The sequence below is a fragment of the Bacillus sp. FDAARGOS_1420 genome, from assembly GCF_019344915.1.
Taxonomy (GTDB): domain Bacteria; phylum Bacillota; class Bacilli; order Bacillales; family Bacillaceae_G; genus Bacillus_A; species Bacillus_A mycoides.
Window position 1 is genome coordinate 1358607 of record NZ_JAHWJB010000001.1, and the last position, 20087, is coordinate 1378693.

Annotated in this window: 18 protein-coding genes and 2 pseudogenes; 16 read left to right on the forward strand and 4 right to left on the reverse strand. The window is 38.0% G+C overall.

The features are described from left to right. The first annotated feature begins 1 nt into the window (after position 1). The 4 genes from I6L50_RS07100 (at position 2) to I6L50_RS07115 (ending at position 4259) form a co-directional block, all read left to right on the forward strand. Entirely contained in the window at positions 2-1147 is a 1146-nt protein-coding gene (locus I6L50_RS07100; RefSeq protein ID WP_219300977.1) for a BppU family phage baseplate upper protein, read from the forward strand. A gap of 117 nt (positions 1148-1264) precedes the next feature. Then, the gene (locus I6L50_RS07105) at positions 1265-1492 is read left to right on the forward strand and encodes a BhlA/UviB family holin-like peptide (protein ID WP_219300978.1); all 228 of its coding nucleotides are present in this window, start codon (positions 1265-1267) and stop codon (positions 1490-1492) included. Positions 1493-1494: 2 nt separating this feature from the next. Further along, entirely contained in the window at positions 1495-2238 is a 744-nt protein-coding gene (locus I6L50_RS07110) for an N-acetylmuramoyl-L-alanine amidase (protein ID WP_219300979.1), read from the forward strand. A gap of 992 nt (positions 2239-3230) precedes the next feature. After that, positions 3231-4259: an alpha-helical endospore appendage domain-containing protein gene (locus I6L50_RS07115; protein ID WP_219300980.1), complete on the forward strand. Its 1029-nt coding sequence runs from the start codon at positions 3231-3233 to the stop codon at positions 4257-4259. 112 nt (positions 4260-4371) lie between these two features. Here the strand turns inward: I6L50_RS07115 and I6L50_RS35990 are convergent. Together I6L50_RS35990 and I6L50_RS07120 are read right to left on the reverse strand one after the other, a co-directional pair. Further along, positions 4372-4522 (reverse strand): annotated as a pseudogene (locus tag I6L50_RS35990) (type IV secretory system conjugative DNA transfer family protein); the annotation flags it as partial. 9 nt (positions 4523-4531) lie between these two features. Next, positions 4532-5321, reverse strand: a protein-coding gene (locus I6L50_RS07120) for an IS5 family transposase (protein ID WP_374108352.1) whose coding sequence is annotated in 2 segments (ribosomal slippage) — positions 4532-5062 and positions 5064-5321 — 789 coding nt in all. Because the reading frame shifts where the segments join, the coding sequence is not laid out codon by codon here. 51 nt (positions 5322-5372) lie between these two features. Between I6L50_RS07120 and I6L50_RS07125 the strand changes: the two are divergent. After that, a pseudogene (locus tag I6L50_RS07125) lies at positions 5373-5840 on the forward strand (SH3 domain-containing protein); the annotation flags it as partial. Between the two features lie 587 nt (positions 5841-6427). Then, positions 6428-7507: a recombinase RecA gene (gene recA / locus I6L50_RS07130; RefSeq protein WP_219300982.1), complete on the forward strand. Its 1080-nt coding sequence runs from the start codon at positions 6428-6430 to the stop codon at positions 7505-7507. Between the two features lie 86 nt (positions 7508-7593). On the opposite strand, the gene I6L50_RS07135 is transcribed toward recA, so the two are convergent. Next, positions 7594-8424, reverse strand: a complete 831-nt coding sequence (locus I6L50_RS07135; RefSeq protein ID WP_219300983.1) for a helix-turn-helix domain-containing protein — start codon at positions 8422-8424, stop codon at positions 7594-7596. A gap of 568 nt (positions 8425-8992) precedes the next feature. Here I6L50_RS07135 and rpoN point away from each other — a divergent pair. The 8 genes from rpoN to eno all read left to right on the forward strand — a co-directional run bounded on the left by rpoN (position 8993) and on the right by eno (position 17714). Beyond that, positions 8993-10300, forward strand: a complete 1308-nt coding sequence (rpoN, locus tag I6L50_RS07140) for an RNA polymerase factor sigma-54 (RefSeq protein WP_002016074.1) — start codon at positions 8993-8995, stop codon at positions 10298-10300. 9 nt (positions 10301-10309) lie between these two features. Beyond that, positions 10310-10555, forward strand: coding sequence for a glutaredoxin family protein (locus I6L50_RS07145; RefSeq protein ID WP_002089547.1), 246 nt, complete (start codon positions 10310-10312; stop codon positions 10553-10555). Positions 10556-10690: 135 nt separating this feature from the next. Continuing rightward, positions 10691-11719 carry a gapA transcriptional regulator CggR gene (gene cggR, locus I6L50_RS07150; RefSeq protein ID WP_044738071.1) on the forward strand — a complete coding sequence of 343 codons (1029 nt, stop codon included), beginning with the start codon at positions 10691-10693 and terminating at the stop codon, positions 11717-11719. Positions 11720-11745: 26 nt separating this feature from the next. Continuing rightward, positions 11746-12750, forward strand: coding sequence for a type I glyceraldehyde-3-phosphate dehydrogenase (gene gap / locus I6L50_RS07155; RefSeq protein ID WP_002016071.1), 1005 nt, complete (start codon positions 11746-11748; stop codon positions 12748-12750). A gap of 139 nt (positions 12751-12889) precedes the next feature. After that, complete coding sequence (locus tag I6L50_RS07160) at positions 12890-14074, forward strand: phosphoglycerate kinase (protein WP_113936281.1); 1185 nt, start codon at positions 12890-12892, stop codon at positions 14072-14074. A gap of 32 nt (positions 14075-14106) precedes the next feature. After that, positions 14107-14862, forward strand: coding sequence for a triose-phosphate isomerase (gene tpiA, locus I6L50_RS07165; RefSeq protein WP_002159914.1), 756 nt, complete (start codon positions 14107-14109; stop codon positions 14860-14862). Next, positions 14859-16388: a 2,3-bisphosphoglycerate-independent phosphoglycerate mutase gene (gene gpmI, locus I6L50_RS07170; protein WP_002129880.1), complete on the forward strand. Its 1530-nt coding sequence runs from the start codon at positions 14859-14861 to the stop codon at positions 16386-16388. The genes tpiA and gpmI overlap by 4 nt, the downstream gene beginning before the upstream one ends. Before the next feature lie 30 nt (positions 16389-16418). After that, complete coding sequence (gene eno / locus I6L50_RS07175; RefSeq protein ID WP_219300984.1) at positions 16419-17714, forward strand: phosphopyruvate hydratase; 1296 nt, start codon at positions 16419-16421, stop codon at positions 17712-17714. 50 nt (positions 17715-17764) lie between these two features. On the opposite strand, the gene I6L50_RS07180 is transcribed toward eno, so the two are convergent. Continuing rightward, positions 17765-18715: a nucleoside hydrolase gene (locus tag I6L50_RS07180; protein ID WP_219300985.1), complete on the reverse strand. Its 951-nt coding sequence runs from the start codon at positions 18713-18715 to the stop codon at positions 17765-17767. 286 nt (positions 18716-19001) lie between these two features. Between I6L50_RS07180 and I6L50_RS07185 the strand changes: the two genes are divergently transcribed. Continuing rightward, entirely contained in the window at positions 19002-19379 is a 378-nt protein-coding gene (locus tag I6L50_RS07185; RefSeq protein WP_002016064.1) for a CidA/LrgA family holin-like protein, read from the forward strand. Beyond that, entirely contained in the window at positions 19376-20068 is a 693-nt protein-coding gene (locus I6L50_RS07190) for an LrgB family protein (protein WP_002129877.1), read from the forward strand. Before I6L50_RS07185 ends, I6L50_RS07190 begins: the two co-directional genes overlap by 4 nt. Positions 20069-20087 lie beyond the last annotated feature (19 nt).

Sequence of the window (20087 nt, forward strand, 5' to 3'; positions counted from 1 at the left end):
CATGCGAAATGAGGAAATTATTATAGATCTAGCAGATCCTGTGTTTACGAAAACAATTCGCTCGAGACAAAATGATAAAAACGGATTGAAGATTACTGTTTACGTGAGAGAAAAAGGGCAGAATGTGGATTTAACAGGGTATGCAGTGAAATACGAAGCGATGAATCAAATCGGAAAGGTTGTTCGAGATGACGCTCAAGTAGTTGATGCGAAAAATGGTGTATTTTCCTATACGTTTACACCGCAAGCTGTTTCTACATCGGATGATTGGACAGCTTATTTTGTGATGGAAAAAAGTAATGAGCGAATGAGTACACCAGACATTCGTATTGTATTAAGGCGAGATGTAAAAGAAGGAAATATCAAAATAGAAAACTATATTTCTGAATTTGATAAGGCTCTTGAAATGGTTAAAGGGTATCAAAAGCAAATTGATGAAGCGAATAAACGTATAAATGAATTGACAGCAGCGGTTACAGGGCAAAAGTATCAGTTGTGGAAGGTTACGGATGATGATGGTACTTCCATTGATTTAGCCGCAAATACGGACTTGAATACCATATTGAAAACTGGAACTTATGTTGGAAGTCAACTTAAAAATACGCCTAACGCCTCCATTTATACGTTTTTTGTTACTGTAGAATCTGCCACAAGTACAGCTCTTGTTCAAAAGGCTACTCTGTTAGGGAATTGGAATGATACTTACATTCGAATCAACAACAGTGGCAAATGGACTGAATGGTCTCGCTTGATACTAGACAGAGAGATTGTACCTAAAACTGGAGGGGCTTTCACAGGCGAAGTAACCTTTAGTGGTGGTATTAAGGTAACGACTGATACTGGATGGATTAACCTTCCAACAACTGGGGTAGAGAATGTATCGGATAGGATTTTGAAGTATAAAAGAAATGGTGAAGAGATTAATGTAATAGGTTCAATCCGAAATGCAAAAAAAGAGACAGTATTTGCGACACTTCCAGTTGGATTTAGACCCGTTCAAGATATTGCTTTTCCAGCTATTATGATAGCTGGAGGAGTCACTACAGCATTTTGTGAAGTGACAGTAAAAAGTAATGGTGGGATTTTCGTGAATGGGGCTATTCAAGATGGAAGCACATTCCATCTTTCTATGAGCTTTTTAATTTAAATATGGTAAGTTAAGCGTGCATAAGCAGTTTTTTTAAATTTGTATAAAATACGGCTTTTATAACAAAGAGGGGTAATTTCGCTTCTCTTTTTTTATTGGTCAAAGGAGATGAGAACAGTGGAAGATGCAATTTTTAATTCAATGGTTCAACAAGGAGCATTCGCAGCGTTATTCGTGTGGATGCTTTTTACGACGCAAAAAAAGAATGAACAGCGTGAAATACAGTATCAAAAAGTGATAGAGAAGAACCAAGAAGTCATTACGAAGCAAGCGGAAGCTTTTGGAGATTTATCAAAAGATGTTTCTGAAATTAAACAAAAAATCCTAGGGAATGGGGAGGTTTAATCATGACTCGATATAGTTTACATGGTGGTCACAATCGGATTGTACAGGGGGCTAACTGGGGGAATAGAAAAGAACACATCATGGATCGTCAGGTTAAGGATGCGGTTGCAGTTAAGCTAAGAGATTTGGGGCATACCGTTTATGATGATACGGACGAAACAGGGGCTACACAACCACAAAACGTATCAAATATCGTTCGGAACTGTAACACGCATGATGTTGACCTTGTTATTTCTTTTCACTTGAATGCTTACAATGGCTCAGCCAATGGTGTGGAAGTTTGTTATTATGATCAACAATCTTTAGCGGCAAAAGTATCAGCTCAACTCTCTAAAGATATTGGATGGTCTAATCGTGGAGCGAAACAACGTACGGACCTTTATGTCTTAAATAGCACTAAAGCGCCAGCCATTCTAATCGAGCTTGGATTCATCGATAATGATACGGATATGGCAAAATGGGATGTGGATAAGATTGCGAATGCCATCGTTTATGCTTTAACTGGACAAACTTTTGGTTCTGATAATAATCGTGCAGATTCATCCGCACAACCATCTAAAGGTGTAGGTGTCGTTACCATTACAGCGGATGTATTACGCGTTCGTACGGGTCCAGGAACAAATTATGATATTGTGAAGAAGGTGTACCGAAGCGAACGCTATCAATCTTGGGGTATTCAAAATGGATGGCACAATGTTGGGGGAGATCAATGGGTGTCAGGGGAGTATGTGAGGTTTGAGGGGTAGATTGAACAATTCCAAAGGAGACACATACTATGTCATAGCAAACGAAGCTTACATGAAATAAATGAAAAAGGAGTTCCTCTGGCGAGTGAGGAACTCTCTTTTTTCACATTACAAAGAAGTACGATCTCTAATTTGGTTTGTCAGTAGTATTATATGTAATGATAAAGAATGATATAATATCACATTACTTAAAAGGTAATACAGGCAATATATATATGAAATAGACAAAAAAAGGAGGTATTACTCTCTTTTTTTTGTTTAAACATGCTTTCGGATACATCCCCTTTTATCAAACATTCCAACATATCAGGTAATAGCATGATGGTTACACCAAAAATAACCCCCAAACCTAATCCTAATAAAAGTGATGTTTTTAAGTAACATCCGATACATAACCAAATGCAAGCTAACAGTAGTAATAAAAGTGCAATAGATAGTTTGAAAATCAATTTGTTCTCCCCCAATACAGGATGCTTTATATTTAATTATAATGATTGAAGAAGATGAAGTGTATTGAAAAAAGAATAAAAAGTTGAATAAAGAAAAATTGGGAGATGTGAAATTCTCGAATGTGGGCGAGGCGAAAGGAATTATAAAGAAAAATGATATTAAGTCCGACGGGAGCATGAAAAATTACAATTTTGCAGGATTGACAAATCTGAATTTTAGATTTATCGCAGATAACGATAGAGATAAATGGACGAATAAGAGGAAAAATACTAATGTATTTGGTAAAAGGTGAATACTGGATTCGTGATATTGGATGGTTTTTAAAATATTTTTTTGTGGATTTTGCATAGAGGCGAAATGGGCTACTTTATTGGTATATGTACAAACACTAATGATACTGAATGTGCATATGGTATGAGTGAACTTGGTGCAGGTAGTTAAAAACATAAGAAGCATTCTTCCCTAAAAAATCCTATAATTGAAGCGGTTATTTTAGCAAGCACTGGGGTTCACAAATACATGATGGATGGAGGAATCACGAATTGTCACAGCCTAATTTACCAAATATAACGCCAAATATCACGTTAACGCGTGATGATGCATTAAATCTTTTGTTATCTTCGATTGCATTTGAAGAACTAGGGTTAGCGCATATACTGAATGCAGAAGGGGAAAAAATACAGTTTGCATTAGGGACTTTACCAGGGGTTACAGGACCTGGAGCCTCGTTGCAGGATGTTCTGAATGTTAATAACAGTGTTCGAGATACACTTGATCTGGCAATGAAAAAAGAATTACTTTTGGATTCGAAATTAAATACTGTTAGCGGATTAATTAGCACGTCAGGAGGAACGGGTATGGGAGCAACAGGCCCGACGGGGGCAACAGGAGCAACAGGAGCAACAGGAGCAACAGGAGCAACAGGAGCAACAGGAGCAACAGGAGCAACAGGAGCAACAGGAGCAACAGGAGTAACAGGAGCAACAGGAGCAACAGGAGCAACAGGAGCAACAGGAGCAACAGGAGCAACAGGAGCAACAGGAGCAACGGGAGCAACAGGAGCAACAGGAGCAACAGGAGCAACGGGAGCAACAGGAGCAACAGGAGCAACAGGAGCAACGGGAGCAACATTTTCAACCTCGTATTATAATGCATGGAATTCTAATGGTGCTACACCGATAGCTGTTACTGGTCCAAATGGCGTTGTACCATTTAGTACTGATGGGCTTCATACAAGTGATATAACGAGAACAGGAAATACATTTACAATAAATACGCTAGGAACATATTTTATTTGGTTTACAATAACTGTAGATGCAGGCAGTTCAGGAGGATTTGCTATATTTTTGAATGGTAGTCCATTAGGTGGAACTTCAGGAACAGTTAATAATACAGGAACTGGAGCGCATCAAGTATCCGGAGCTAGATTAGTAACATTGTCTACAGGTGATATGATTACTTTAAATAATAGAACAAGTGACCCAGTTGCAAATATTAATCTACCTGCAAGTCCTTCAGCGGGCATTGATTCACCCGACGTTGTACAAATAATAATATTTAGAATCGCATAATTGTTAGTCTGATGGGGTTGCAAAACTCATAAACATTCAAAGCTGCATGCTAAATAAATTCGTCTTCATTGAAGATAGTAACCCAAGCTCTCTCCAATGAGGGGATTCTTTATTAATTTGTTTTAGAAATATCTATACTGTTTTTATACAGCGACTCTACCTGTTCTTTGTCATAACCATATAGTAACGTTTTTTTTATTGTCTACAAATAAACAAGATTCCATGTTAAAACCTCGGTAACCAGCCATAATTTTAGGGATCTTAGAACCTGTCTAGAATCTTTTCAACAAAATCGCCACACCTGCCAAGAAGCAATTCTGCCTACTATTTTCAAGTGTTCGTTCACAGTTCTTCCACAGTCTGCGGTAATTTTCCAACCAGGCAAAAGTTCGTGCGACAATCCAGCGTTTCGGTAACACGACAAACTTATGAAGTTCAGAGCGTTTGATGATTTCAACTGAACAATCAATCGTTTCCTTTATCGATTGTGCAAATGATGAGCCTGTATATCCGCCATCACAAAGTATATTTGTCACTTTTTCCAATGTTCTCTTGTGCCTTTCACACATTTGGATGGCACCTTCTCGGTCTGTTATGTTCGCAGTTGTTACATCAATCGCATGAATGAGGCCGTTCGTATCTACAGCGATATGACGTTTGATTCCTGATACTTTCTTTCTAGCATCATAACCCTTTTCACCAGCTATCCGTGTGTTTTTCACGCTTTGTGCATCTACGATGCAGAAACTTGTCTGTTTCTTCCGACCATCTTGTTCACGGTAGGTTTCAACCAATTTTTTTATGCACTTTTTCGAGAAGACTTATGTCATTCTCGTCTACTTTCCGCCAAATCTGATAGTAGAAATAAACTGTTTGCCAGTTTGGAAAATCACTTGGTAGATTACGCCATTGGCATTCTGTGGTAAGTACGTATAGCACACCGCAGAATACCTCATATAAATCAACTGTGCGTGGACGCGTCCTTTTTCGTGCGTTTTCCAAATCTTCTCGAATGAGTTCAAACTGTTCACGTGAAACGTTACTTGTATAATTATGTATCATAGAAAATATCCTTTTTTGTACAGATTATACCATAGATTCTAAACAGGTTCTGAGAAGCCTTCTAAACCCGCAGAAGTTCTAACAGCTGTAACAGATGGAATTGCTTATATTGAAGGGTACAACGTGAATTTACGTAAAGGATCAGGTACAAATTATTCTAAGATCCGTCAGTTAAATAAACCAGAAGCTTATATGGTAGGGGCTGAAAAGGATGGTTGGTTAAATCTTGGTGGAGGGCAATGGATTAAATACAATTCATCTTATGTGAAGTTTGAAAAGAAAAGCAAAGTGGATTCATCTACTGTAGGGAAACGTATTGTTTCAAAAGTTAACAATCTACGTTTCTATGATGCTCCATCTTGGCAAGATAAAGATGTTGCTGGCTCTGTAGATGCAGGTTTAGGGTTCACAATTGATGCGAAAGTAAGTGTAAATGGTTCACCACAATATAAAGTTCACAATGGCAAAGGAAAAACATACTATGTAACAGCAAATGAAGCCTATGTGTATGTGAAGTGATTTTCTACAAAAGAATAGTTTTATTAAAATTAATAATAAAAACCAGAGCACCCTTGACCAAGGAGCACTCTGGTTTCATGGTTTCTCTTGAACCATTTAATATATATGCAAAAAATTATCTTGTAGAATTGAAAAGACAGAAAAAAAGCATTCCAGGATGGTGATGAACTGGAATGCTTTTTTGTATAACAGTATCGGCATTTTTATTATATGAATCCACTACATACAATATGACTTGAAATAATAAAGACACCTTCCCCAGTTGAAGGTGCCCAGTTATGGAAATTCTCTAGATGTACTGACAGTATATGCAAAATGAATCATTTCTATAAGAAGCTTTTTATTTCTATGTAATTAAAATTTACTTTTAGATAATGCTTTTAATATCGGATTTATAATTCTACCTATTAAACGAAATGCCCTAAATATAGATTGAACAACCTTCATATAATCGTCCCCCTTAAATTAAGTAAATCATACCAATTTCATGCAACAACTGTAAATATTAGTTTTTGATTTATTGACGAAACAGAACTATTGTTCTATAATTTATTCGCAAACAAACGTTCTAGAAGGGAGAAATTTATATGGCAGCAACTGAAAATATAACTCAAGGAAAAGAGAAAGCATTAGAAGAGGCTCTGAAGAAAATTGTAAAAGAATTTGGTACAGGTGCTATTATGAAACTGGGTGAGCGACCTGAGCAAAAAGTATCTGTTGTGTCAAGTGGTTCGGTTGGATTAGATAAAGCATTAGGTGTTGGTGGATATCCGAAAGGGCGCATTACTGAAATCTTCGGTCCCGAATCTTCAGGTAAGACAACTTTAGCATTACATGCAATTGCAGAAGCACAAAAACAAGGTGGAATAGCAGCGTTTATCGATGCGGAACATGCACTTGATCCTGTGTATGCACAGAAATTAGGTGTTAATATTGATGATTTATTTTTGTCACAACCAGATACAGGTGAAGAGGCTTTAGAAATCGCCGAGGCATTAATAAGAAGTGGTGCTGTGGATATTGTTGTGATAGACTCTGTGGCGGCTTTGGTTCCGAAAGCTGAGATTGAGGGAGAAATGGGAGCTTCACATATGGCCTTACAAGCCAGATTGATGGGACAAGCTCTAAGAAAACTTTCAGGAGCAGTATCTAAAAACGGAGTAATAGCTATATTTTTGAATCAACTTAGAGAAAAAGTTGGTGTTTCATTCGGAAGTCCCGAGACTACACCAGGTGGCAGGGCGTTAAAGTTCTATTCGACAATTCGACTAGATGTGCGTCGAGGAGAACAGTTGAAAGGGAAAGATAGTATCGTTTTAGGGAATAAAACAAAAATGAAAGTAGTAAAAAATAAAGTTGCTCCACCATTTAAAAATCTTGAATTTGATATTCTGTATGGGGAAGGCATCTCCTTGGAGGGAGAGCTTATTGATATTGGGGTAGAGTTAGATATTGTTCAGAAAAGTGGAGCATGGTATTCGTATAAAGAGGAACGTCTCGGACAAGGTAGAGACAACGCTAAGGAATTTCTGAAAGAAAATGAAAATATACGTAATTATGTTCGAAATGAAATTTATGAATACTATTCTCCAAAAGAAGAATCTATTATTGTGAAAGAGGAGCTTATAAAAGAAAATGAGCCCATCACTTTAAAAAAATCTGAATAAGGATATATAAAGAAAATTGTAAAATGAAATTCATGTTATGTATATTTCGAAAGCTGGAACACCTAGTTATTAGAACTGGGTGTTTTTTATATACTCATAAACTCACTATTAAAATAAAGCTTGTCCATTAAGTTATTTACAATTCCGTTGAAATAAGCAAATTTACTCTTTTTCATTTTTGCTCCGCACTTAATTTTCATAACAAATTCTTTAATAGCTGTTAATCCAATAGTAAGCTCCTGGTCTTTAGTGAATGCTTTATCACCTGTTCCATGATTAATAACTCTATTGCACTGTCTTACGACCTTCCACAGTTCTTGAATTGTTCTAGATTCACTGTAAAAAGAGCTAACTAAAGAAATAAAACGTTCTGGTACCCAGTGAGCAACGAAATCAGCTTCTTTAATGTTTTCCTCAGGTGTATTGCTATTCTCATTATTAATATTACGTTTGTTTATATGTTTTATATTTTGTTTTAAGGTTTTAGTAGTTGTTTTATTGGTGTGACAAAAATCATCATTTTTAGCTGGTTCAGGTGTGACAACTTGTTCCTCCACAATGATTGGTTGAATAACAATAGCATTACTTGTTTGTCTCATATCGCTTTTACGCTTCATTTCTAACTGTTTAATAATACCTAAAGACTCTAAATGTAGGCACACTCGAATAACTGTTCTACGGCTAATATTAAGGTCTTCAGCGATGTGTTTTTTCGTTCTAAAAGATACGCCAAAGAACTTAGAAGAATAGTTGTGTAATTTATTTAATACAGCTAACTGAGTTTTATTTAACTGATCTGCGAATTTCTCTTTGTATGCACGAACAGTATTGTTTAATTCATCGACAGTTTTAAATGTTGCTAGGTTATCGTAGGTTTCATTACCTGCGATAATTGCAATGCTTTTTTTCTTTTCCATTATAAATCTTGTCTCCTTTTTGGAAACAAAAAAGCAACGTCACCAATAATTTGGTAAACGTTGCTCGATAGACCCTACATGATGTAAAATAATTCATGAGAGTATAGCAAGTGTTTACCTGGGTGGATCAGGTGGACGGTATATATAGTGTTGACGCACTGTATATACACGCTGTGCTCTTTTGTTTTTTGTAGATTTTGGCATGCTGAAATAATTTTGCACGTTTTTGGCACGATTATTTCTAAAAACCTAAAGGAGCCTTTATATACAAGGGATATTTGATTGTTAGTTCGAATCCCTCTGGGCGCGTCAAAAAGTCCTAACTTACATTTGTAAGTTAGGACCTTTTTTTATTTCTCTCTTGTTATATCTGGTTATAAGATTTACTATTAGTATGTGGTGATAATTTTTATGCGTTATTATTTTCTTTCAATATTATTCAAATTTCGGTTGTAAGATGTAAATCTCATTAATACATATAAATTAATAATATTTTGGAATGGGTGTCTGCGATAGGATTCTCCTTTTACCAAACTTATTGTACAATAGAAACAAGGGGGAGATTAGTTTGAAGGCAAGTCTTTTACAAGAACAAAGCTTACGTTTGGCAATGACACAAGAGTTAAGGCAAGCGATTACAATGCTCCAGTATAATGTACAAGAATTATCGGAGTTTTTGTATGAGCAATCGTTAGAGAATCCCCTTATTGAGTTAGGTGGTTTTGAGAGGGAGAAGAAAAAGAGCTCTAACACAAGTAAAAGTACCCGAAAACAAGTCGAGAATCAAATGGAAATCTACAGTGTGGATTCTACAACGATTCAGCAACATTTATTAAATCAACTACAGTATTATAAAATAGATGAAGAAGAGCGAAAAGCAGCTTCTTTCATTATTATGAACATGGATGGAAATGGCTATTTACAAGAAACAAATGAAGAGTTATCAGAGCTTCTTTCTGCGCCAATTGATGTAGTGGACTGTTCCGTGGAGCTTGTTCAATCGTTAGAGCCAGCAGGGGTAGGTGCGCGTAATATTCAGGAATGTCTATCAATCCAATTGAAGCGCTTACAAAGAAGGAATGGGTTAGCGGAAGAAATTATAGATGATCATTTTAATTATTTCGTTAAGAAAGATTGGCGAAAGCTCGTTCAAGTGTTGAAGTGTACTAACGAGGAATTACAGGATGCGGTGAACTGTATTACATCATTGCAGCCGAAACCAGGTCTTGCATTTTCTTCTGATAAACCACTTTATATTGTGCCTGATATGGCGGTAAAAAAAGATGGCGATCATCTCGTTTTACAGATGAATGAGAGAAATATGCCAAGAATTGAAATTCATTCTGAGTATAGTGCGTTACTAAATAATAGTGAAAGTGAAGTGGCTTCTTACGTATCGGAGAAGTATCAGCATGTGCAATGGATTATGCGCAGTTTGAAACAGAGAAAACAAACACTCTTACAAGTGATGAATATTATTATGGAAAAACAGCATGATTTCTTCTGGGGAGGTCCAGAGTATTTAAAACCACTTGCTTTAAAAGAGGTGGCGGAAGAGTTAGGTGTGCATGAGTCTACAATTAGTCGCGCAACGCGTAATAAATATGTGCAAACGCCGCACGGTTTATTTGAGATGAAATCGTTCTTTAGTAATTCTATTTCTACGACGGAAGATGAGGCGGTTTCTACAAAGCGTGTGAAACAATTCATTCAAACGCTTGTTGGAGCAGAAAATAAGAAAAAGCCACTTTCGGATCAAAAGATTTCAAAATTATTAGAAGAAGAGCATGAAATAGTTATTTCTCGAAGAACGGTTGCGAAGTATAGAGAACAAATGCATATTCCTGCTTCGTCTCTAAGAAAAACAATTGGATAGGTGAAGAAGATGAAGGTTGTACTATATACAAAAAAAGATTGTGGCCTTTGCGTGAAGGCGAAACAAGTTTTAAAAGAAGTACAATATGAATATTCTTTTCAAATTGAGGAAATAGATATATATGAAGATAATGACCTTTTAGAGAAATACCATCTAATGATTCCTGTTGTAGAAATAGGCGGAAGACAAGTAGAATATGGTAACATTCACAAAGGTGTCATAATAAACTATATAAACAATGCAGTTAAGAGTTGAATAAGTTTCTGTCTCCTGTTACAATAATACACGTAGCAGGGATTATTTTTTTAACCTAAGTGGGACGCAAAATGTCACTACGGGACATAAAGTGACCACGAAGGGAAATGAACCGATGCAGTGAGGAGAAAAGATATGCGCTCATGGATTCAGAACACAAAAAAATTATTACCTGATCTGCTACCTGTTATGCAAACGAGAATGCAAGTGCTTCAGTACATTAGGCTTATGCAGCCGATTGGAAGAAGAAACTTATCTGCAAGTCTCGGTATGACAGAACGAGTATTGCGAAGTGAAGTTCAAGTTTTGAAAGAACAAAACTTAGTTCACGTCGCTTCTTCTGGAATGACTTTGACAGAAGAAGGAACAGCTTTAGTTCTTGCTTTGGAAGACTTTATGAAAGAAATTTCCGGGTTAAAGGTTTTAGAAAAACAACTTAAGGAAACATTAGACTTGGATGAAGTTTTCGTTGTCCCTGGTGATAGTGATGAATCACCTTGGGTCAAACTGGAGATGGGCCGTGCTTGTGTGACTTGTATAAAAGACCGTCTGACAGTGAATAATATCGTTGCTGTGGCTGGAGGAACTACGCTAGCTGCTGCTGCGGACATGATGCAACTTGATTGCAAAGATTTACATATGCTATTTGTCCCAGCACGTGGTGGAATTGGAGAAGGTGTCGAGTTAGAAGCCAATACCATTTGCGCCAAAATGGCACAAAATACGATGAGTAATTATCGCTTATTGTATGTTCCAGATCACGTTAGTAGCGAAGCATATGCGTCTATTGTAACAGAGCCCTCCGTGAAAGAAGTTCTTGAGTTGATTCGATCTTCCAATATCGTCATTCATGGAATTGGTGATGCGTTAACAATGGCACGTCGCAGAAATACTTCAGAAGCAGATTGGTTAAAGATTCAGGCAAGCGAAGCAGTTGGCGAAGCTTTCGGTTACTACTTTAGTGAACAAGGAAATGTTGTTCATAAAGTAAGAACGGTTGGTATGCAACTTGAAGATTTACAAAATGTATCTCACGTTGTTGCAGTCGCTGGAGGTTCTTCAAAAGCAAAAGCAATACAGGCTGTAATAAAGCAAGGGCACACTTCAATTCTAATTACAGATGAAGGTGCAGCAAAACAATTAACAAAGGGTATTACCCTTTAATATAATCCCCCAAGGAGGAAATTTAAATGACTAAAATTGGTATTAATGGATTTGGACGTATCGGACGTAACGTATTCCGCGCAGCTCTTAACAACTCTGAGGTAGAAGTAGTAGCAATCAACGACTTAACAGATGCTAAAACATTAGCTCACCTTTTAAAATATGATACAGTTCACGGAACTTTAAATGCAGAAGTATCTGCTAACGAAAACAGCATCGTTGTTAACGGTAAAGAAATTAAAGTTATCGCTGAGCGTGACCCAGCTCAATTACCATGGAGCGACTACGGAGTAGAAGTAGTAGTAGAATCTACTGGCCGTTTCACTAAAAAATCAGACGCTGAGAAACATTTAGGTGGATCAGTTAAGAAAGTTATCATCTCAGCTCCAGCTTCTGACGAAGATATCACTGTAGTTATGGGTGTTAACCACGAACAATACGATGCAGCTAACCACAACGTAGTATCTAATGCTTCTTGTACTACAAACTGTCTAGCTCCATTCGCTAAAGTATTAAACGAAAAATTCGGCGTAAAACGCGGAATGATGACAACAATTCACTCTTACACTAACGACCAACAAATCTTAGACTTACCACACAAAGATTTACGTCGTGCTCGTGCAGCAGCTGAAAACATGATCCCAACATCTACTGGTGCTGCTAAAGCTGTAGCATTAGTATTACCAGAACTTAAAGGTAAATTAAACGGCGGCGCTGTACGTGTTCCAACTGCTAACGTTTCTCTTGTTGACTTAGTTGTTGAACTTGACAAAGAAGTAACAGTTGAAGATGTAAACGCAGCATTCAAAGCAGCTTCTGAAGGCGAATTAAAAGGTATCCTTGGATACAGCGAAGAGCCATTAGTATCTATCGACTATAACGGATGTACAGCTTCTTCTACAATCGATGCATTATCTACAATGGTAATGGAAGGTAACATGGTTAAAGTACTTTCTTGGTACGATAACGAAACTGGTTACTCTAACCGCGTAGTAGACCTAGCTGCATACATGACTTCTAAAGGTCTTTAATTCTTAAGTATATAAGCAATCAATGACAAAACGAGGGAGAGGGTTTGTTCCCTCTCTCTCTTCTTTCGTTTTAGAAGCAAATGTGTTAAGCTTTTGAATGGGTTTTGTCAATCCTAACTAGTAGTCGGAGGGAAATCCAATGAACAAAAAATCAATTCGTGACGTAGATTTAAAAGGTAAGCGTGTATTTTGCCGCGTTGATTTCAACGTACCTATGAAAGAAGGCAAAATTACAGATGAAACTCGTATCCGTGCAGCTCTTCCTACAATTCAATATTTAGTAGAGCAAGGTGCGAAAGTAATTTTAGCAAGTCATTTAGGCCGTCCAAAAGGTCAAGCAGTAGAAGAATTACGTCTTACTCCAGTAGCAGCACGTTTAGGCGAGCTTCTTGGTAAAGATGTTAAAAAAGCGGACGAAGCATTCGGACCAGTTGCACAAGAAATGGTTGCAGCAATGAACGAAGGCGACGTATTAGTTCTTGAAAACGTACGTTTCTATGCGGGCGAAGAAAAGAACGATGCAGAACTTGCGAAAGAATTTGCAGCTCTTGCTGATATCTTCGTAAACGATGCATTCGGTGCAGCTCACCGTGCTCATGCTTCTACAGCAGGAATCGCAGACTACCTACCAGCAGTATCTGGTTTATTAATGGAAAAAGAGTTAGATGTATTAGGTAAAGCACTTTCTAACCCAGAACGTCCATTCACAGCTATTATCGGTGGTGCGAAAGTAAAAGATAAAATCGGTGTAATTCGTCATCTATTAGATAAAGTAGATAACTTAATCATCGGTGGCGGACTTGCTTATACATTCGTTAAAGCTTTAGGTCATGAAATTGGTCAATCACTATGTGAAAACGACAAAGTTGAACTAGCTAAAGAATTTATGCAACTTGCAAAAGAAAAAGGCGTAAACTTCTATATGCCAGTTGATGTTGTAATCACAGAGGAATTCTCTGAAACTGCAACAACTCAAATCGTTGGTATCGACTCTATCCCTTCTACTTGGGAAGGCGTGGACATCGGTCCTAAAACACGTGAAATTTATGCAGATGTAATTAAAAACTCTAAGCTTGTTGTATGGAATGGACCAATGGGTGTATTCGAAATGACTCCATTCGCAGAAGGTACAAAAGCAGTAGGGCAAGCATTAGCAGATGCAGAAGATACATACTCTGTTATCGGCGGTGGTGACTCTGCAGCAGCTGTTGAAAAATTCGGTATGGCTGATAAAATGAGCCACATTTCTACTGGCGGCGGTGCGTCATTAGAATTCATGGAAGGTAAAGAGCTTCCAGGTGTAGTTTGTCTTAACGACAAATAAGTAGCAGCCAAAGAAAAAGGACGGTGCAAAGCATGCGTAAACCAATTATCGCAGGTAACTGGAAAATGAATAAAACTCTAGCTGAAGCAGTTAGCTTCGTAGAGGAAGTTAAAGGTCAAATCCCAGCAGCTTCAGCTGTTGATGCAGTAGTTTGTTCGCCAGCTCTATTCTTAGAGCGCTTAGTAGCTAAGGCTGAAGGAACTGACTTACAAGTAGGTGCACAAAACATGCACTTCGAAAAAAATGGTGCATTCACTGGCGAAATTAGCCCAGTAGCACTTAGCGACTTAAAAGTAGGCTACGTAGTACTTGGCCACTCTGAGCGTCGTGAAATGTTTGCTGAAACAGACGAATCAGTAAACAAAAAGACTCTTGCAGCATTTGAACATGGTTTAACACCAATCGTTTGTTGTGGTGAGACTTTAGAAGAGCGCGAAAGCGGAAAAACATTTGATCTAGTAGCAGGTCAAGTAACAAAAGCACTTGCAGGTTTAACAGAAGAGCAAGTTAAAGTAACTGTTATCGCTTATGAGCCAATCTGGGCTATCGGTACAGGTAAATCTTCTTCTTCTGCAGATGCAAATGAAGTATGTGCGCACATCCGTAAAGTTGTTGCAGAAGCTGTTTCTCCAGAAGCTGCAGAAGCTGTTCGTATTCAATACGGCGGTAGCGTAAAACCAGAAAACATTAAAGAGTATATGGCACAATCTGACATCGACGGCGCTTTAGTTGGCGGTGCTAGCTTAGAGCCTGCTTCGTTCTTAGGTCTTCTGGGGGCGGTAAAATGAGAAAGCCAACAGCTTTAATCATTCTTGATGGTTTCGGACTACGTGAAGAAACTTACGGGAATGCTGTAGCACAAGCTAAGAAACCTAATTTTGATGGTTACTGGAACAAATTCCCTCACACAACGCTTACAGCTTCTGGTGAGGAAGTAGGTCTTCCAGCAGGTCAAATGGGTAACTCAGAGGTTGGTCACTTAAATATCGGTGCTGGCCGCATCGTATACCAAAGCTTAACACGCGTAAACGTTGCAATTCGTGAAGGTGAGTTCGATCAGAACGAAACTTTCCAAAATGCAATTAAAAGCGTGAAAGAAAAAGGTACTGCTCTTCATTTATTCGGTTTACTTTCTGATGGTGGTGTGCACAGTCACATGAACCATATGTTTGCTCTTCTTCGTTTAGCAGCAAAAGAAGGCGTGGAGAAAGTATATATCCATGCATTCTTAGATGGCCGCGATGTTGGACCACAAACAGCAAAAGGTTATATCGATGCAACAAATGAAGTAATTAAAGAAACAGGAGTAGGACAATTCGCGACTATCTCTGGTCGTTATTACTCCATGGACCGTGACAAGCGCTGGGATCGCGTAGAAAAATGTTACCGTGCTATGGTGAATGGTGAAGGCCCTACTTATAAATCAGCAGAAGAGTGTGTAGAAGACTCTTATGCAAATGGTATTCATGATGAATTCGTATTGCCGTCTGTAATTGTTAACGAAGATGACACGCCAGTTGCAACAATCAATAATGATGATGCAGTTATCTTCTATAACTTCCGTCCAGACCGTGCAATTCAAATTGCTCGTGTATTTACAAACGAAGACTTCCGTGAGTTCGATCGTGGTGAAAAAGTACCTCACATTCCTGAGTTCGTTTGTATGACACATTTCAGTGAAACTGTAGATGGTTACGTGGCATTCAAGCCAATGAACCTTGATAACACATTAGGTGAAGTTGTTGCGCAAGCGGGATTAAAGCAACTTCGCATCGCGGAAACTGAAAAGTATCCGCACGTTACATTCTTCTTTAGCGGTGGTCGTGAGGCTGAATTCCCAGGAGAAGAGCGTATTTTAATTAACTCACCGAAGGTTGCAACGTATGACTTGAAACCTGAAATGAGCATTTATGAAGTAACGGACGCTTTAGTAAATGACATCGAAAATGATAAACATGATGTTATCATTCTTAACTTTGCAAACTGTGATATGGTTGGCCATTCTGGGATGATGGAACCAACAATTAAAGCAGTAGAAGCAACTGACGAATGTTTAGGAAAAGTTGTAGAAGCGATTCTTGCAAAAGATGGTGTAGCACTTATTACTGCTGACCATGGTAATGCCGATCAGGAGTTAACTGCTGAAGGTGGACCAATGACAGCTCATACAACTAACCCGGTTCCTTTCATCGTTACAAAAAATGATGTAGAGCTTCGTGAAGGTGGTATTTTAGGAGATATCGCCCCAACAATGCTTACACTTTTAAATGTGGAACAACCGAAAGAAATGACAGGTAAAACAATTATTAAATAATTTGCTTATATAAAAAGGAGAGAATTTATTATGTCAACAATTATTGATGTTTATGCTCGCGAAGTCCTTGACTCTCGTGGTAACCCAACTGTAGAAGTAGAAGTTTACACAGAAAGCGGCGCATTCGGACGCGCTATCGTACCAAGTGGTGCATCTACTGGTGAGCACGAAGCAGTAGAATTACGTGACGGTGACAAATCTCGTTACCTTGGTAAAGGTGTTCTTAACGCAGTAAACAACGTTAACGAAGCAATCGCTCCAGAAATCGTTGGTTTCGACGTAACTGACCAAGCTGGTATCGACCGTGCTATGATCGAATTAGATGGCACTCCAAACAAAGGTAAACTAGGCGCTAACGCTATCCTTGGTGTATCTATGGCAGTAGCTCACGCAGCAGCTGACTTCGTAGGTCTTCCATTATACCGTTACCTTGGTGGATTCAATGCAAAACAATTACCAACTCCAATGATGAACATCATCAACGGTGGTTCTCACGCTGATAACAACGTAGACTTCCAAGAGTTCATGATCTTACCAGTTGGTGCTCCAACATTCAAAGAATCAATCCGTATGGGTGCTGAAGTATTCCATGCACTTAAAGCTGTATTCCATGACAAAGGTCTTAACACTGCAGTAGGTGACGAAGGTGGATTCGCTCCAAACCTTGGTTCTAACCGTGAAGCATTAGAAGTAATCATCGAAGCTATCGAAAAAGCTGGTTACAAAGCTGGCGAGAACGTATTCTTAGGAATGGACGTTGCTTCTTCTGAGTTCTACAATAAAGAAACTGGTAAATATGACCTTGCAGGCGAAGGCCGTACTGGCTTAACTTCTGCAGAAATGGTTGATTTCTACGAAGAGCTTTGCAAAGACTTCCCAATCATCTCTATTGAAGATGGTTTAGACGAAAATGACTGGGATGGTCACAAATTATTAACTGAGCGTATCGGTGATAAAGTACAATTAGTTGGTGACGACTTATTCGTAACTAACACTCAAAAACTTGCTGAAGGTATCGAAAAAGGTATCTCTAACTCAATCTTAATTAAAGTTAACCAAATCGGTACTTTAACTGAGACTTTCGAAGCAATCGAAATGGCTAAACGTGCTGGTTACACAGCAGTTGTATCTCACCGTTCTGGTGAAACTGAAGATGCTACAATCGCTGACATCGCAGTTGCAACTAACGCTGGCCAAATCAAAACTGGTTCTATGAGCCGTACTGACCGTATTGCTAAGTACAACCAATTATTACGCATCGAAGACGAACTAGGCGAAATCGCTGTTTACGATGGTATCAAATCTTTCTACAACATCAAACGATAATTGTAGAAAATAACGACAGACCGTGAGAAATCACGGTCTGTTTTTTTATGCTAAAATTGTTCGTCTGTCATAAGTGACATGAAGTATTTAAAGAAGAGATTATAATCAAAATCGATAGCGATTTGCTGCGAGGGCCGATTGGTGAATGGGCTCGATCCTACTAAAGAGCGGAAATCACCGATAATTGCTCCTTGAGCGTAAGATTCGGTCATGACGGTAATTGGTGATTTGTAGTAGGTAAACATAGAATTATCGAGTAAAGCTAATATCGGTATCGTGTCATGAAAAGGGCAGCCTTTTAATTGTGGTAAAATTTTTTCGTAATATCCATAGTAGTAATGATCGAATAGAGGTTTGACGAGAGAAGCCTTTCCTTTCGCCTCAATATATTCAGCCATATCAGGTGTAACGATGGAATACTGAGTTACATTTAACGGGTATATGTACATGTTGGATGCAGATTGTAATACAATGTTAGCCGCGATTGGATCGCCATAAAAATTCGCTTCTGATACGGGAGTTACATTACCTGGGTGCAGAAAGGAACCACCCATTACATAATAAGATTTAATTTGCTGCATTAAGTTTTTACATAAAATAAATAAAGCAGCTAGGGAAGTGAGTCGCCCTAAACTTACAATGATTAGTTCGTCTTTATACTGCTCGATAAGAGGGATAACTTCAAAAAAATTCTCCATTTCTCCGTTTTGTAACTTTTCATTTGGGATGATTGGCCCTAACCCTTCTTTACCGTGAATATTGGTAAAAAAAGCAGGTGGACCTCCATTGAGAGGACGGTCTGAACCACCAAATATTTTCATATCTCTATTTCTTGATTTTTGTTTAAGAAAATGAGCATTTTGTACGGCCATTTCTTTTGGAATATTGCCGTAATCAGCGACAATCCCAACAATTTCAATTTCATCGATAAAGAATGCGAGGAGGAGGGCTATCGCATCGTCGATTCCAGGATCACAAAAAATGAGAATTTTTTTAGACATGCGTTCACCACCTATCTTTATATATATATGTGTGCTAGAGAGAAGGCAGAATAAAAATGGAGTGAAGGATTTTGTTTTATTAAAATAATAACCATCAAAATTCAGAAAATATAAACTTTATATATTAGGTCAAGGTTTTTGACGTAAATTACATTGGGAAACGCAGTCATATCAAGGGTGTAAGCGTATAATATAGTGGGTTTTCGTTGTCGATTTGATAAATTGCAGGTTTTTACAATTTATACTATGATAAGGATATTAACAGAAGATCGTATAAACATGAGGGATGATGAACATGAAACTTACAAAGATTCTTGTCCAAATTGCTGCTCTTTATGTATTTTATATGGTTGGAAATTGGGTGCAAGAAATGTTGAATCTTCCGATTCCAGGAAGTTTGATTGGGATGTTCCTCCTACTTGTTTTGCTTAGCCTAAAAGTACTTCCAGTGAAATGGTTTGATTTAGGAGCAGAAACACTCGTTGCTATTATGCCGTTTTTATTAATTCCGCCAACGCTTGGCTTAATGAATTACGGTGCTTTTTTTATGAGTAAAGGAATTTCCCTTTTCATTACAGTTGTAGCGAGTACGTTTTTAATTATTATTGTCGCAGGACATACAGGACAATATCTTGCGAATAGAAAGGAAAAAGAGACACAATGAGCCAAATATTAATCGGAATCGGTTGGGTTCTTTTTACGGTGCTATTATATCAATTATCTAAAAAAATCTACAAATTATTTCCAACACCATTTACCATTCCAATGCTTGTTGCAACAGGATTAATGGCTTTCTTATTTATAATGCTTGATATACCATATCAAAATTATATGGAAAGTGGTGGTGGCTGGATTGCGAAGCTACTAGGACCAGGTGTTGTAGCATTTGCAATCCCGCTTTATAAACAACGTCATGTTCTGCAAAAATATGTTGTACCAATTGCTGGTGGTGTATTAGTAGGTACAACAGTTGCTATTGCAAGTGATTTTGCTATCGCCACACTTATGGGAACAGATAAAAGCTTAATTTTATCTTCTTTACCAAAATCAGTGACAATGCCAGTTGCGATGAGTGTATCTGAACAAGTTGGTGGTGTCCCGTCCTTAACAGCAGCATTCGTCGTTATCGCAGGGATTACTGGAACGATTTCAGGACCAATTTTATTAAAATGGAGCCGTGTTACAAACTCAGTTGGTAAAGGGATTGGCTTTGGATGTGCGTCTCATATTATGGGTGTTATGAGAGCGATGAAAAATAATGAGCATGAAGGTGTTATTGGATCGGTAACAATGACATTAACAGCAATTTTGACATGTTTGCTTGGACCGTTATTCGCAATGATGTTCATGTAATAGAAGAAAAGCGAGAGCG

Bases quoted from the DNA above. Each gene is read 5' to 3' on its own strand.
- recA (WP_219300982.1), top strand. From the start codon at position 6,428: ATGGCAGCAACTGAAAATATAACTCAAGGAAAAGAGAAAGCATTAGAA.
- I6L50_RS07160 (WP_113936281.1), top strand. From the start codon at position 12,890: ATGAACAAAAAATCAATTCGTGACGTAGATTTAAAAGGTAAGCGTGTA.
- cggR (WP_044738071.1), top strand. From the start codon at position 10,691: ATGCGCTCATGGATTCAGAACACAAAAAAATTATTACCTGATCTGCTA.
- I6L50_RS07145 (WP_002089547.1), top strand. From the start codon at position 10,310: ATGAAGGTTGTACTATATACAAAAAAAGATTGTGGCCTTTGCGTGAAG.
- eno (WP_219300984.1), top strand. From the start codon at position 16,419: ATGTCAACAATTATTGATGTTTATGCTCGCGAAGTCCTTGACTCTCGT.
- gpmI (WP_002129880.1), top strand. From the start codon at position 14,859: ATGAGAAAGCCAACAGCTTTAATCATTCTTGATGGTTTCGGACTACGT.
- I6L50_RS07135 (WP_219300983.1), bottom strand. From the start codon at position 8,424: ATGGAAAAGAAAAAAAGCATTGCAATTATCGCAGGTAATGAAACCTAC.
- I6L50_RS07185 (WP_002016064.1), top strand. From the start codon at position 19,002: ATGATGAACATGAAACTTACAAAGATTCTTGTCCAAATTGCTGCTCTT.
- I6L50_RS07180 (WP_219300985.1), bottom strand. From the start codon at position 18,715: ATGTCTAAAAAAATTCTCATTTTTTGTGATCCTGGAATCGACGATGCG.
- gap (WP_002016071.1), top strand. From the start codon at position 11,746: ATGACTAAAATTGGTATTAATGGATTTGGACGTATCGGACGTAACGTA.
- tpiA (WP_002159914.1), top strand. From the start codon at position 14,107: ATGCGTAAACCAATTATCGCAGGTAACTGGAAAATGAATAAAACTCTA.
- I6L50_RS07190 (WP_002129877.1), top strand. From the start codon at position 19,376: ATGAGCCAAATATTAATCGGAATCGGTTGGGTTCTTTTTACGGTGCTA.
- I6L50_RS07110 (WP_219300979.1), top strand. From the start codon at position 1,495: ATGACTCGATATAGTTTACATGGTGGTCACAATCGGATTGTACAGGGG.
- I6L50_RS07100 (WP_219300977.1), top strand. From the start codon at position 2: ATGCGAAATGAGGAAATTATTATAGATCTAGCAGATCCTGTGTTTACG.